The 13,502-nt window shown below is 63.9% G+C and carries 11 protein-coding genes and 2 pseudogenes; 3 read left to right on the top strand and 10 right to left on the bottom strand.

Annotation, left to right across the window (positions count from 1 at the left end; translation table 11 throughout):
• Positions 1 to 3: 3 nt before the first annotated feature.
• From nirD to NKH29_RS23835, 6 genes are all read right to left on the bottom strand, one after another.
• Positions 4 to 333, bottom strand: coding sequence for a nitrite reductase small subunit NirD (nirD, locus tag NKH29_RS23860; protein ID WP_352483963.1), 330 nt, complete (start codon positions 331 to 333; stop codon positions 4 to 6).
• 66 nt (positions 334 to 399) lie between these two features.
• Complete coding sequence (gene nirB, locus NKH29_RS23855) at positions 400 to 2,850, bottom strand: nitrite reductase large subunit NirB (RefSeq protein WP_353000697.1); 2,451 nt, start codon at positions 2,848 to 2,850, stop codon at positions 400 to 402.
• Positions 2,851 to 2,869: 19 nt separating this feature from the next.
• A complete protein-coding gene (locus tag NKH29_RS23850) occupies positions 2,870 to 4,171 on the bottom strand; it encodes an MFS transporter (protein ID WP_352483961.1) in 1,302 nt (433 codons plus the stop codon).
• Positions 4,172 to 4,718: 547 nt separating this feature from the next.
• Positions 4,719 to 5,516 carry an ABC transporter ATP-binding protein gene (locus tag NKH29_RS23845; RefSeq protein WP_353000695.1) on the bottom strand — a complete coding sequence of 266 codons (798 nt, stop codon included), beginning with the start codon at positions 5,514 to 5,516 and terminating at the stop codon, positions 4,719 to 4,721.
• An 11-nt stretch (positions 5,517 to 5,527) separates the two neighbouring features.
• Complete coding sequence (ntrB, locus tag NKH29_RS23840; RefSeq protein WP_352448435.1) at positions 5,528 to 6,424, bottom strand: nitrate ABC transporter permease; 897 nt, start codon at positions 6,422 to 6,424, stop codon at positions 5,528 to 5,530.
• 84 nt (positions 6,425 to 6,508) lie between these two features.
• Positions 6,509 to 7,825, bottom strand: a complete 1,317-nt coding sequence (locus NKH29_RS23835) for a CmpA/NrtA family ABC transporter substrate-binding protein (protein WP_353000693.1) — start codon at positions 7,823 to 7,825, stop codon at positions 6,509 to 6,511.
• Here NKH29_RS23835 and NKH29_RS23830 point away from each other — a divergent pair.
• Positions 7,812 to 7,940 (top strand): hypothetical protein, encoded by a 129-nt coding sequence (locus tag NKH29_RS23830; RefSeq protein ID WP_352448433.1) that lies wholly within the window; start codon positions 7,812 to 7,814, stop codon positions 7,938 to 7,940. The genes NKH29_RS23835 and NKH29_RS23830 overlap by 14 nt on opposite strands.
• A gap of 243 nt (positions 7,941 to 8,183) precedes the next feature.
• Here NKH29_RS23830 and NKH29_RS23825 read toward each other — a convergent pair whose 3' ends face one another.
• Together NKH29_RS23825 and NKH29_RS23820 are read right to left on the bottom strand one after the other, a co-directional pair.
• Complete coding sequence (locus NKH29_RS23825) at positions 8,184 to 9,419, bottom strand: CmpA/NrtA family ABC transporter substrate-binding protein (protein WP_353000691.1); 1,236 nt, start codon at positions 9,417 to 9,419, stop codon at positions 8,184 to 8,186.
• Between the two features lie 2 nt (positions 9,420 to 9,421).
• Positions 9,422 to 10,021: an ANTAR domain-containing response regulator gene (locus NKH29_RS23820; RefSeq protein ID WP_352483956.1), complete on the bottom strand. Its 600-nt coding sequence runs from the start codon at positions 10,019 to 10,021 to the stop codon at positions 9,422 to 9,424.
• A gap of 142 nt (positions 10,022 to 10,163) precedes the next feature.
• Between NKH29_RS23820 and NKH29_RS23815 the strand changes: the two are divergent.
• Both NKH29_RS23815 and NKH29_RS23810 read left to right on the top strand, forming a co-directional pair.
• A pseudogene (locus tag NKH29_RS23815) lies at positions 10,164 to 10,558 on the top strand (ABC transporter permease subunit); the annotation flags it as partial.
• Between the two features lie 418 nt (positions 10,559 to 10,976).
• Entirely contained in the window at positions 10,977 to 11,816 is an 840-nt protein-coding gene (locus NKH29_RS23810) for a hypothetical protein (protein ID WP_352495733.1), read from the top strand.
• A 288-nt stretch (positions 11,817 to 12,104) separates the two neighbouring features.
• Here the strand turns inward: NKH29_RS23810 and NKH29_RS23805 are convergent.
• Positions 12,105 to 12,574, bottom strand: a pseudogene (locus tag NKH29_RS23805) (ATP-binding protein); the annotation flags it as partial.
• 267 nt (positions 12,575 to 12,841) lie between these two features.
• A complete protein-coding gene (locus NKH29_RS23800; protein WP_353000718.1) occupies positions 12,842 to 13,471 on the bottom strand; it encodes a serine hydrolase in 630 nt (209 codons plus the stop codon).
• Positions 13,472 to 13,502: the final 31 nt, after the last annotated feature.

The following is a 13,502-nucleotide window of genomic DNA, read 5'->3' as shown; positions in this document are numbered from 1 at the left end:
GGTTCACGCCGCGCGGCTGGCCAGCGCTTCCAGCGCAATGAACAGCCGCTCGCCGTCGATCCGCACCGGAATGGTGCGCACCACGCCCTCGTCGGCGCCGAGCGCCTTGCCTGTCTCGAGCGAGATCACCCAATTGTGCAAAGGACAGGTCACCGCCGTGCCATGGACGATGCCCTGGCTGAGTGGCCCACCCTTGTGCGGGCAATGGTCGTCGATGGCGAAGACTTGATCGTCGGCCGTGCGGAAGACGGCGATCTTTCCTTCGGGTGTGGCGACGCAGCGCGCACCGCGACGCGGAATGTCCGAGAGCGTGCCGATGGATACCCAATTCATGTGGCTATTCCTCTTTTGCGCGTGTTCTTGTCCGAAAACCGCATTCCACTTTTCGGGAACACGCGCCTACTCCGCCGCCTGCGCAAAGCCGACCGAAGCCATCGGCCGGAATTCATGCTTGTCCTTGCCGGAAGCACGTTCCGACCACGGGTCGACCTGGGCGAATTTCTGCGAGAAGACGAAGCGCGCGAAATAGGCCTTGCGCTTCTCGCCATCGTTCATGATCTGGCGCTTGATCTCGGCGATGCCGACGCGCTTGGCCCATTTGTAGATACGCTCGAGATAACGGCCCTGCTCGCGATACATCTGCGTCAACGCCACGATATGCTCCAGCGCCTCGTCCTCGGTCTTGACCAGGCCGAGCACTTCGGTGCCCTTGATGTCGAGCCCGGCGGCGCCGGCGAAATGGATCTCGTAGCCGCTATCGACGCAGATCACGCCGACATCCTTGCAGGTCGCCTCGGCACAGTTTCGCGGACAGCCCGATACCGCCATCTTGACCTTGGCAGGGGTCCACGAGCCCCACATGAATTTTTCGATACGGATGCCCAAACCGGTCGAATCCTGCGTGCCGAAGCGGCACCAGTCGGAACCGACGCAGGTCTTTACGGTGCGCAGCCCCTTGGCATAGGCGTGGCCGGAGACGAAGCCAGCCTGGCCGAGATCGGCCCACACCGCCGGCAGGTCTTCCTTGCGGATGCCGAGCATGTCGATGCGCTGGCCGCCGGTGACCTTGACCATCGGGATCTCGAACTTGTCGACGACGTCGGCGATGGCGCGCAATTCGGCGGCGTTGGTGACGCCGCCCCACATGCGCGGCACCACCGAATAGGTGCCGTCCTTCTGGATGTTGGCGTGAACGCGCTCGTTGGTGAAGCGCGACTGGTAGTCGTCGGCGTATTCGTCGGGCCAGTCGCAGACGAGATAATAGTTTAGCGCCGGCCGGCATTTGGCGCAGCCGCAGGAGGTCTTCCATTCCAACTCCTGCATGACGGCGGGAATGGTCTTCAGGCCCTTGGCCTTGATCAGCCGGCGGACCTCGTCATGACCAAGCGCGGTGCAACTGCACATCGGCTGGACCGCCGCGGGGTTGTATTTGTCGCCGATGGTCAGCACCATCAACTTCTCGACCAGTCCGGTGCACGAGCCGCAGGAGGCAGACGCCTTGGTGTGCGCGCGCACGTCGTCGAGCGAGGTCAGGCCCTTGGCCGTGATCGCGCCGGTGATCTTTCCCTTGCATACGCCGTTGCAACCGCAGATTTCCGCATCATCCGGCAAGGCTGCAACGGCCGCCATAGGGTCCAGGGGGGCGCCTCCCTGGTAGGACTGGCCGAAGATGAGCGTATCGCGCATCTCGGATATATCGGTCTGCTTCTTCTTGAGGTCGTTGAACCAGGCGCCGTCGGCCGTCTCGCCGTAGAGCACTGTGCCGATGATGCGGTCGTCCTTGAGCACCAGGCGCTTGTAGACGCCGGCCGCCGCATCGCGCAGCACGATCTCCTGGCGGTCATCGCCCTCGGCGAAGTCGCCGAGCGAGAACAGTTCGATGCCGGTGACCTTGAGCTTGGTCGGCGTGTCCATGTGGACGAAAGCCGCTGCCTCATTGCCGGCCAGATGGCTGGCGGCGACGCGCGCCATCTCGTAGAGCGGCGCGACCAGCCCGTAGACCTGGCCGTTGACCTCGGCGCATTCGCCGATTGCATAGATGTCGGGATCGTTGCTGCGCATGCCGGCGTCGACGACAATGCCGCGATTGACGGCAATGCCGGCTTCCTTCGCCAGGACCGCGTTCGGCCTGATGCCCACGGCCATGACGACGAGCGTTGCGGGAATGACAGTGCCGTCGGCAAGCTCCACCCGCTCGACCTTGCCGTTGCCGGTGATCGCCTGGGTGTTGGCCTTGGTGATGACCTTGATGCCGCGCTGCTCGACGGCGCGCTGCAGGAGATATCCGGCGGCCGGATCGAGCTGACGCTCCATCAGCGTCGGCATGACATGCAGCACGGTGACGTCCATGCCTTGCGCATTTAAGCCCGCTGCTGCCTCGAGCCCGAGCAGGCCGCCGCCAATGACCACAGCCTTGGCCCGCGACTGGGCGGCAAGCATCATGGCCCGGACGTCGTCCAGATCGCGATACGTGAGCACGCCCGGCAGGTCATGGCCCGGCACCGGAATGATAAACGGCACCGAGCCGGTGGCGATGACGAGTTTGTCAAAGGGCTCGGTCACGCCATGATCGGAGGTGACGGTCTTTGCCTGCCGGTCGATGGCGACGATCTTGTGGCCCTTGTAGAGGGTGATGCCGTGCTTGATGTACCAGCCGTCGCCATGGATGATGATCTCTTCATAGGCCTTTTCGCCCGACAGAACCGGCGACAGCATGATGCGGTCGTAGTTCACGCGCGGCTCGGCGTTGAAGATGGTGACCTGGTAGCGCCCAGGCGCCTTTTCCAGGAGGTGCTCCAGCATGCGCCCGGGGGCCATGCCGTTGCCAATGATAACGAGTTTCTCGGTCATGTCCTGATCCACTCCGGTCTCACTCAGCCGCGTAGGAAAGGCCTGAAGCTTCGTCAGACGCCGTGCGCTCCATCCGCCGGATGGAAAAATGCATCCAGGCAAAGCAGGTGGCGACGATGACGAAGAGCAGCATGAAGCAGCTCGACCAGACGCCGGTGAGGTCGTTGAGCGCGCCGAAGACGATTGGCAGGATAAAGCCGCCGAGCCCGCCAATCATGCCGACAACGCCGCCGACCGCGCCGACACTCTGCGGATAGTAAGCCGGGATGTGCTTGTAGACGGCAGCCTTGCCAAGGCTCATGAAGAAGCCGAGCACACAGGCAACGGCTATGAAGGCGAGCGGGCCGACCTCGAAATGGAAGGCGATCGGCCCGCTGACACCGCGCACGACGTAGTCTGCCGAGGGGAGAGACAGAACGAGAGTCGCGGCGGCACTGACAGCGAAGGTCCAGTAGAGCACGGTGCGGGCGCCGATCCGGTCGGAAAGCACGCCGCCATAGGCGCGGAAAATACTTGCCGGAATTGAATAGGCCGCGCCGATCATACCGGCGGTCGCAAGCCCGAAGCCGTAGACGCCGATCAGGTAGCGGGGCAGCCATAGCGAGAGCGCCACGAATGCACCGAAGGCGAAGAAATAATAGAAGGCGAAGCGCCAGACCTGCAGGTTCTTGAGCGGCGCGAATTCCTGCCAGAAGCTTCTCGAGGGCGCGGCCTTGCCGGCGCGGCGCTCGCGGATGACCGGATCGTCGCCGGTCGTGAACCAGAAGACGGCGGCCATGACGACGAGTGCTGCCGCCCAGATCAGCGCGACCGACTGCCAGCCCCAGGAGAGAAGCACGAACGGTGCCAGGAACTTGGTGACCGCGGCGCCGACATTGCCGACACCGAAAATGCCAAGCGCCGTGCCCTGCTTGCCGGCCGGGAAGAAGCGCGAGACATAGGCGACACCGACGGCGAAGGAACCGCCAGCGAGCCCGACGCCCAGCGCAGCGACCAGCATCTGCCCGTAGGTGTGCGCAAAAGCGAGCAGAAAGGTCGCGACCGCCGCCGCAAGCATGGTCGCGGTGTATACCAGCCGTCCGCCAAAACGGTCGGTCCAGACACCGAGCACCATACGCACGAGCGAGCCGGTGAGGATCGGCGTGCCGACGAGCAGGCCGAACTCCGTCTCGTTCAGCCCCAGCTCCTGCTTTATGCGCACGCCGATGATTGAAAAGATCGTCCACACCGCGAAGCAGACGGTGAAGGCGATGGTGGACATGACAAGCGCCTGCCGGGGAGCACTGTCCTGGCTGGGCGCGGCTGGGAGATTTGCGGTCATTTTCTGGCTCCGGTTAGCGGCGTGGGAAGCACCGCCCTTGTGCTGTTCGTTCGCGACTGTCAGCGGCGCGGCATCGCCCGCAGCGCGCTGACGGCGAGAAAATCGCGGCGCGTGAAGTCCGCGAGGGACGCGCCAGTTCCGATCCGTTTCGTCATCGTCGTCTCCGGTTGGGCGCCGCTTGGGACCAGCGCCGTCGATTGCGTCAAAACAAAAAAGCCGCCGGCCAGGTCTTCGCGTCCGGAGTTCCGGGAGCGCGTGTGGACCTGAGCGGCAGCTTTGCCTGTGGCGCCCGCCATTGGACGCCGTGTCACTTGGCCCTTGCGGACCTACATGTTGAAAAGCAGGAAGCGTGCCAATTCGACAGCGCTCTGAATTATCGAATGAAACCAATGTGAACCGCAGCCGCGCGACTTTTGACCAAGCTCGGCAGCGGATCAAAGATTAGTCAGAATGCCTTGCACAGCAGCATAATATTTGCGCAATGCGGTAGATTGCCCATTGCCGATGCAGATTGCCAATGATGATGACGAGTTTTCCGGTTATTGCCTTACTCCGCGGCTTCGACGAAGCGGTGGCGTTCGTAGAGGAATTTCAGCACCGCCTCGCGGCAGCGCAGGAAGGTGCGGTCGGAGGAAAGCTCGATGCGCCGACGCGGCCGGGCCAGCGGCACGGGAAGAACCTCGCCGATGGTGGCCGCCGGGCCGTTGGTCATCATGACGATGCGATCGGACAACAGCACCGCCTCGTCGACATCGTGGGTGATCATAACGGTCGTCGAGCCGAGCCTCGAATGGATATCCATCACCGCGTCCTGAAGATGGGCGCGCGTCAGCGCGTCGAGCGCGCCGAAGGGCTCGTCGAGCAGCAGGATCTTCGGCTCCATGGCCAGCGCCCGGGCGATGCCGACGCGCTGCTTCATGCCACCCGAAATCTCGGCCGGACGTTTGTCCTTGGCATGCGCCATCTGCACGAGATCGAGATTGCGCATGATCCATTCATGCCGCTGGGCCCGGCTCTTGCTCCGGCCAAAGACCTTCGTGACTGCCAAATTGATGTTCTCGTAGACGGTGAGCCAGGGCAGCAGCGAGTGATTCTGGAACACCACGGCGCGTTCCGGGCCAGGGCTGTCGACTTCCTTGTCCTCGAGCAGCACGGCGCCGGCCGAGACCTTGGTCAGGCCGGCGATCAGGTTGAGCAAGGTCGACTTGCCGCAGCCTGAATGGCCGATGATCGAGACGAATTCACCTTTGTCGATGGTCAGCCGGATGTCCCTCAGCACGTCGCTGACCTGGCTGCCGCGGGCGAAGGATTTGTCGATGTGGTCGAGTTTCAGATAGGCCGTCATCGTCCCTCTCCTCACTTTGCCGTTGTGCCGCGGGTGACGAAGACGCCGACTGCCGCGACCAGGCGGTCGAGGCAAAAGCCGGTGACGCCGATATAGGCGAGCGCGACAATGATGTCGGGCAGGCGCGACGAGTTCCACGCGTCCCAGATGAAGAAGCCGATGCCGACGCCGCCGGTCAGCATTTCGGCGGCGACGATGGCGAGCCAGGACAGGCCGATGCCGATCCGCAAGCCGGTGAAGATGTAGGGCGCGGCCGCCGGCACCATAATCTTCACAAAGAACTCGAACTGATTGAGCCGGAGGATACGGGCGACGTTGCGGTAGTCCTCGGGGATGTTGCGGACACCGACCGCGGTGTTGATGATGATGGGCCAGATCGAGGTGATGAAGATGACGAAGATCGCCGACGGGCTGGAATCGCGGAACGCCGCCAGCGACAGCGGCAGCCACGCGAGCGGCGGCACCGTGCGCAGGATCTGGAAGACCGGATCGAGACCGCGCATCGCCCAGATCGACTGGCCGACGAGCGCGCCGAGCGCGACGCCGACGATTGCTGCCAGGCCGAAGCCCATGGCGACGCGCTGCAGCGACATCAGCACCCGCCAGGCGAGTCCGATGTCCTGCGGGCCATTGTCGAAGAACGGGTGGGCGATCAGGTCATAGGCCTCGTTCCACACTTGGCTCGGCGGTGGCAGGCTGGCTGTGGGCGACGAACAGGCGACCTGCCAGACGACGAGCATAATGGTAATGACGATGACCGGCGGCACCAGCGTGCTGGCCAGTTTGGCGGCGATCGCGGCCGGGTCGAAGCGGCGCCGCGCCCTGGCGGTCAAGGCGATGACCTCGGCGGGCTTGGCCGGTGCGGGGAACGGCTTCACCTTGCGGTCCTCGATGGCTTGGATAGACATTTCTCGAACGCTCCTTTGGCATTTGGCGACAAGCGGCGCCGTTGCGCTTGTGGCGACAAACGGCGCGAGCGCCGTTTGCACCGTTCAGGCCGATGCCTTGATCTTCAGGCTGTCGAGATAGGCGGACGGGTTCTCCGGATCGAAGATCTTGCCGTCGAAGAAGGTCTCGACGCCGCGCGATGAAGACGCCGGAATATCGGCCGCGGCGACACCAAGATCCTTGGCCGCCTCACGCCACAGATCCTCACGGTTGACCTGGTCGACCAGCGCCTTGATGTCGGTGGTCGGCGCGAACTTGCCCCAGCGTATGTTTTCGGCGAGAAACCAGGAGTCGTGGCTCTTGAAGGGATAGGACACGCCGCCCTGCCAGAACTTCATGTAGAGATCGGTGCCGTTGGCGACGCGGCCATTGCCGTAATTGATGTCGCCCTTGAGGCGGCCGATTATGTCGGCGGTCGGCACGTTCATCCATTGCCGCTTGCCGATGATGGCGGCCATCTCGTCCTTGTTTTCTTTTGCCTCGCACCATTGCTGGGCTTCCATGACGGCCATCAGGATCGCCTTGGTGGCGTTCGGATACTTGTCGATGAAGGCGGCGCGCAGGCCGAGCGCCTTTTCCGGATGCCCCTTCCATAGCTCGCCCGTGGTGGCGGCGGTGAAGCCGACGCCCTGGTGGACGAGTTGCTCGTTCCACGGCTCGCCGACACAGAACACGTCCATGTTGCCGACCTTCATGTTGGCGACCATCTGCGGCGGCGGCACGACGATGGTCGATACGTCCTTGTCGGGATCGATACCGCCGGCGGCCAGCCAGTAGCGCAGCCAAAGATCGTGCGTGCCGCCCGGGAAGGTCATGGCGGCCTTCACCTCCTTGCCTGCGGCCTTCTTGGCCGCGAAGGCGTCCTTCAGCTTTGAGGCGTCGAGGCCGACGCCGGTGCCGGCATATTCCTGGGCGACAGAAATGCCCTGACAGTCGTAGTTGAGCCGGGCCACGATCGCCATCGGCAGCGGCTGCTTGTTTTGCGTCGCCTTGCCGGTGTGCATCAGATAAGGCATCGGCGTCAGGATATGGGCGCCGTCAATGCCGTTGGCTTCGCCGCCGAGCACCAGATTATCGCGCGTCGCCCCCCAGGAGGCCTGCTTGAGCACCTCGACGTCGGGCATGCCGAATTTCTCGAACAGGCCTTTTTCCTTGGCAATCATCAGCGGTGCCGCATCGGTCAGCGCAATGAAGCCGAGCTTGGCGCCGGTGACTTCCGGCGCGGCGGGCGCCGCATAGGCGCCGGAGGGCAGCAGCGCACGCGCCGCGGCCAGCGTTGCCGCGGTGGCCGCGCTGATCCTCAGGAAATCGCGGCGGCTGATCGCCGTTTGGGCGGAATGGCTATTGGTGCTTTTCGTCATCGTCATCTCCGGTTGGGCGCGGCTTGGGATCGGCGCCGTCGATTGCGTGTTCGACCAAAACAAAAAAGCCGCCGGCCAGGCCGCGCGCGTCCGTCCATCCGGGATCGCGTGTTGACCTGAGCGGCAGCGTTGCCTGTAGCGCCCGCCATTGGACGCCTATTCCGTGACCCGAGAAGAGTCTGCCTATTGCAACGCAGGAACCGTGCCAGTTTCGGAATGGATGACAAACATCAATGAGATCAATGACTTGCCAAAATCGTCGGCGCGCCGGCCCGCTGGGCGAGCAAGCCAAAGATTGTTCATTAGCGCAGTTGCACGCACATTTTTTGTGCAGCGCACAAGAATGGCGCCGAAATGATCAGACGGCGCGCGCCAATTTCTGCCCGGCAATGTAGGCGTCGATCTCGTCGGGATCGAAGATCTGGCCATCGAAGAAACCATCGGGACCGAGCACCAGGCTTGCCCCCGCCGAACCGACCGGAGTCGCGGCCTTCAGCGCGCCCTCGACCTTGGCATTGGCACCGGGAAGCGCCACGCCAAGCGGCTTCAACGCCGAGCGGTAGAGATCGGGGCGGTAGCAGTCGCGGGCAATAGCGAGGTTTTCCGGCGTGTGCGCGACATGCCCCCAGCGCACCATCTGCGTGTAGAACCACAGCGCATGGCTCTTCCACGGGAAGTTCGCCGCCTTGTTGAAGGGCAGAAAGAAGTCGCCGACACTGAGTTCGGCGCTGCCGCCGAGCGCCAGATGCCCGCTGAGGATCGGCATCTGCAGCGCCGGCGCAAGCCCGAGGAAGGCCGGCTGCGCCATCAGGGCCGCGAGTTCGCCACGGTTTGCCGGATCCTGGCACCAGCGCGCCGCATGATGCAGCGCGCGCAGCAGGGCCGAAAGCGCGTCCGGCTGTTTTTCCGCCCATGCCTTGCGCACGCCGATGACTTTCTCCGGGCTGGTCTTCCAGATGGCCGCCTTGACCGTGGCGATATGGCCGGTGCCGGCGACGACAGAGGCGCTGTTCCAGGGTTCGCCGACGCAGTAGCCGTCGATCCTGCCGGCGGCGAGCGCGTCCGCCATGAAGGGGGGCGGCACGATGACGATTTCGATCTCATGCGACGGGTCGATGCCGCAGGCGGCGAGCCAGTAGCGCAGTTCGTAATTGTGCCCGGAGTGCGGATGGACGACGGCGAAGCGAAGCGGATCGCCGCCGGCATTCGCCCGTTTGCGGATCAGCGCCCCCAACGCCCTGCCGGCCCGCGCCGGATCGAGGTCGGGTCGGGCGCCGTGCGCGGCCATGCCCGCCCAGACCGCGTTCGAAACCGTGACGCAATTCCCGCCAAGGCCGAGCGAGAACGGCACGACCGTGTCGGAGGCGAGCGGCGTCAGCCCCAGATTGCAGGCGATCGGCATCGGCCCCAGCATATGCGCGAGATCGAAATGGCCGATGGCGATGCGGTCACGGATGTTGGCCCAGGATGTTTCCCGGTTGAGCGTCAGATCGATGCCTTCGCGCAGCGCGAAGCCGATTTCCTTTGCCGCAACGAGGACAGCGCTGTCGAAGAGCGGCATGAAGCCAGCATTGATCCGGTGCTCGGCCGCCATCGTCAACTCTCCTCGGGATCCAGAAGGCCTGCCGCCGTCACCAGGCTCTGGGCGATTTCGCCGATCTTGCGGTTCTGGTTCATGGCGGTCTTGCGCAGCAGCGTATAGGCCGCGTCCTCCGACAAGCCGCGCGACTTCATCAATATGCCCTTGGCGCGATCGATCACCTTGCGGCTTTCCAATTCGCTGCGGGCCTCCTCCAGTTCGCGCGCCATGCGCGAAAACGCGTTAAAGCGGCTGATCGCCATGTCGAGGATCGGCTTGACCCGCTCCTGGCGCAGGCCGTCGACGACATAGGCTGAGACCCCCGCCTCCACCGCTGCCTCGATCGAAGCCTGATCCGAGCGATCGACGAACATGGCGATCGGCCGCTTCACCACGCGCGACAGCTGGAACATGTTTTCGAGCATGTCGCGGTTGGGATTTTCGAGGTCGATGACGATCACGTCGGGTTCGATCTCGGCGATCCGCCGCGCTATGCCGGCGACGTCATGGATGACCGTGACCTGCTGATGCCCGGCCTCCCGCAGTCCTGCCTCGATTATCGAAGCGCGGATGTGGTTTTCATCGATCACCAGGACAGTGAGGGATTTGCGGATCATGCCGCATTTTGCGCAGGCGAGGCGATTGTGCAATGCGGCATGGCGAGATTCACGCAAACAAAGCCAGCGTTCAGGCGCCGCCTGAGGCATTGGACGCGACGGCCGTGGCGACGAACTTGACGTCGCGGGCTCGGCACCGGCCTTCACCTTGAGCCGGACCGGCCTTGCCCTTCTGCTCGATGCCGTCGGCGACAACGAACGGGCAACGCGCCTGTCCGGCGTCCGCTATTGGCAGGCGATCACCGCTCTACGTCATCTCGGGCCTGCTCGCCGGCACTGCTCTACATCGGCCCGGTCAAGGCGCCGTCGCTTGCCGAACCGCTGGTGCTGCCTTCGGTGGCCGCCGCCGTGATCGGCGGAACCTCGATCTTCGGCGGCCGCGGCGGCTACATCGGCACAATCATCGGCGCGCTGATCCTCACCGTACTGACGACGCTGCTGACCTGCAGATGCCCCGGAAGGCACGCGGCGGATTTTGTTGGGCTGATCGTGCTGTTTGTGGCGGCGGCTTGTTTGCGGCTTGTGGAGGAGAGATAGGGGGCGCGACACCACCAGCTGCTTTTGACCCTAAGCCGACCGTCGCAGACCAAATCCTGAATGGCTGCTTTTCACGCAAGCGGACTGGCCGCTTTTAGGCCCTTGGACCATCGATCCGGCCTCAGTTCGGATCTGCCGACGTCGGTCCTGTGACCACCGCGGCTTCTACCGGATCGCCAGGGAAGCGAGGCAAGGCAGCGTCAAGTTCGAGCCAGAGATTAAGAAGAACGGAGCCATCGCCGCACAGGCGTCTGCCTCCGTGGGTATGGACGGATTCACTCATGCGCAATATGGATGGGGAGGCCTGCCGTGGCGCTCACATTTTCGCCGCGTCGCTGAGGCAGGTGACGTTCGTTCAATGACGCTGCGCAGGGCGGGTTGCCGCCTGCAGAAGTGTCGATATCAGGGGATCTGGTCGATGACCGACAACAAGCCAGACGTTACCAAGGATTGGCAAGCGACGCAGGGCCAGAAGTCCTCCGCCACGCGTCTTCGCCTTTTCGCCGCACTCTCGTGGATCGTCGCCATTGGCGGCGAGATCTACGGGATTATTCTGCTTCGCCAGAACAAGTTCGACCAGGGACACCTGCCGCTGATCATCGGCCTTCTGGTCGGCATCGCGATTTTCGCAATCGCCGGCAACTTGCTGTGGAAGGCGGCCAACAGGCACGATCCGGCCCGTGCATCCGACGCGGCCAGGTTCTTCTTCCAAAACCAGCTCGGCGCAATCATCACGCTGATTGCCTTCCTCCCGCTGGTTTTCCTGATCCTCACCGACAAAAACATGGATCCGCAGACCAAGAAGGTTGCCGGCGGCATCGGCGCTGCGCTGGCCGTGCTCGCGACGGTCATGGGGATCAGTTTCAAACCCCCATCGGTCGAACAGTACACCCAGGATATGAACGCATGCGCAGCTCAAATCAAGTCGGGGCAGCCCACCACCGCCTGTTCGCCCGACGTCGCCGCTCAGGCGCAGGCGATCGCGACGGACACCGCTGCGGTGGCGGCGGCGACGCGGGACGCGAGCCACCCCGCCGGTCAGGATGTCGTCTACTGGATCGCGCCCGAAAACGGAGCCGCGAAGTCCACCGAGCCGCATGTTTTCCACCTCTGCGCAGGCGTGAGTCCGCTGAAGGACAAGACCGTGAATAGTGGCTCCGTAACGGAGGCCTACGCACAGAACGCCGTCCGCATCACGAAGCAGATCGATATGGAACAGAAGCAGTGCGGGTTCACCGCCACAACCAGCACCAACTGAACCCGCCTGCGCTCGATCGCGTCCAGCCGTTGGTCTTGTCGAGAGGGATGACGCGTAAGCGCAGGCTCAGTATTGACTCGCCGAAGCAACGCTAAATACCGGGATCGCCCCGGCTGGCCATTATTGTCCAGCTGCAAACTTATCCGCGGCGGGCAACGACTGGGCGTCTTACGCACGGCAGCTTCCGGCCTGAGCGCTTCGAATGGAGAATGACGTTAATGCGGCGCAAAGCAGACTTCACCCCGGCCTGATCCAGCGGCGCTTTCTCAGTGCGCCTGCCCCGCCGCTTCACACCACCGCACTCCCCTGCTCCGCCTCCGCCGCATTCGGATCGCCCGGCGCGGTCGCCCAGGCGAGCTCCACCAGCGTCACCGTCCGCCGTCCAACCCCGTCGAGCTGACACACGATCAGCCCCTGCTCCTCGATGTAGGTCAGCAGGCGCGGCGTAGCGAGTGCGAGCCGTAGGCGCGGGCGATCGCGGCGTCGCTCGGGCAGGGCCAGCCCTCCTTAGCGGCGCGGGCGATCATCATGAACACGCCTTGCATGTCCTCGGGCAGCAGCGAGGCGCGCGCCGAGACGTCCTGCCAGGCGTCGTCGCCTGCCATGTCGGAGCCGAGGCCGGCGCGGGCGCGCGTCAGCATGCGGCGGAACTCCGGCACGTCCGGCACGACCGCGGCGAGGCCCTCGATGCGGCAGCGGACGACGAACTCCTGATAGAGCACGCCGATGACGCGGAAGCCGGCATCAGGCTGCGCCAAGAGGCGGCTGATGGTGTCGGGACTGCGAGCAGCGCGGCATTCGCGGTCGGCTACGAAAGCGGGATGCCGAAGAGGCGAGAGGCAGAACCTTGGCCGCAGCATGAGCAGGCCGTGAGCAGCGATGAAGCCGGCAAAGGTCATCCTCAGGAGGCTAAGCGGTCGGCCGGAAATAGCCGATGTCGCGCTTGCCTTGCCGGGAAATATGCCGTCCGTCAGGCCCCTCCATAGCGCCAATCATCACGCACGTCCTCCCGATCAGCGAGAAAATCAGCGTGGAGCGATCTCTGCGACGAGATCGTTCGTCGTCTTGACCCCAGCCATGAAGCCGGCGGCATTGAATTCGTTCATGACGAAGAAAGCGCCGACGCCGCGTGTCGGTGCAATCGCAACATAGAGAAACATCCCTTGCAGGCCGCCGCTCTTCTGGAGGATGAGCGGGCGATGCTCGTTAGGGAGCATGATGACCCATCCGAGACCCATGGCGTCCATCGGCCCACCGTCATCCAGCCCCATCACCGACGCGAGCCCGTCCCGGTACAAAAAAGCCGCGTGGTTCAAAAGGCGCAACTCGGCGTCGGCCGCGGAAGGCTTGTTGTCGACATGCCAGTTCATCCAGCGCAGCAGGTCGCCCGCGGTCGAGTACAATCCACCGGCGCACTCCATGGCTGTGCTCGTCGGCACGATTGGCATGGGGCTGCCGTCGAAGTTATGGCCCTGCATCAGGCGCGGCTCGTCCTCCGGTCTTGGGTTGAAAACCGTGTCTTTCATGCCGAGGGGATCGAGGACACGCTCTCGAAGGACCTCGGCATAAGGCTTTCCAGAGACATTCGCGAGCGCCGCTCCGAGGAGGTCGTATCCGAAGTTCGAATAGAGAACGGCGGTGCCCGGCGCGAACAGCAGCGGATTGTCCTTGAGGGCGGCAATCTGC

Origin of the sequence: Mesorhizobium sp. M1295 (assembly GCF_040318135.1) — a bacterium.
Taxonomy (GTDB): Bacteria; Pseudomonadota; Alphaproteobacteria; order Rhizobiales; family Rhizobiaceae; genus Mesorhizobium.
Note: the sequence above shows the minus strand (reverse complement) of the source record. Positions and strands in the feature narration are given on the sequence as shown.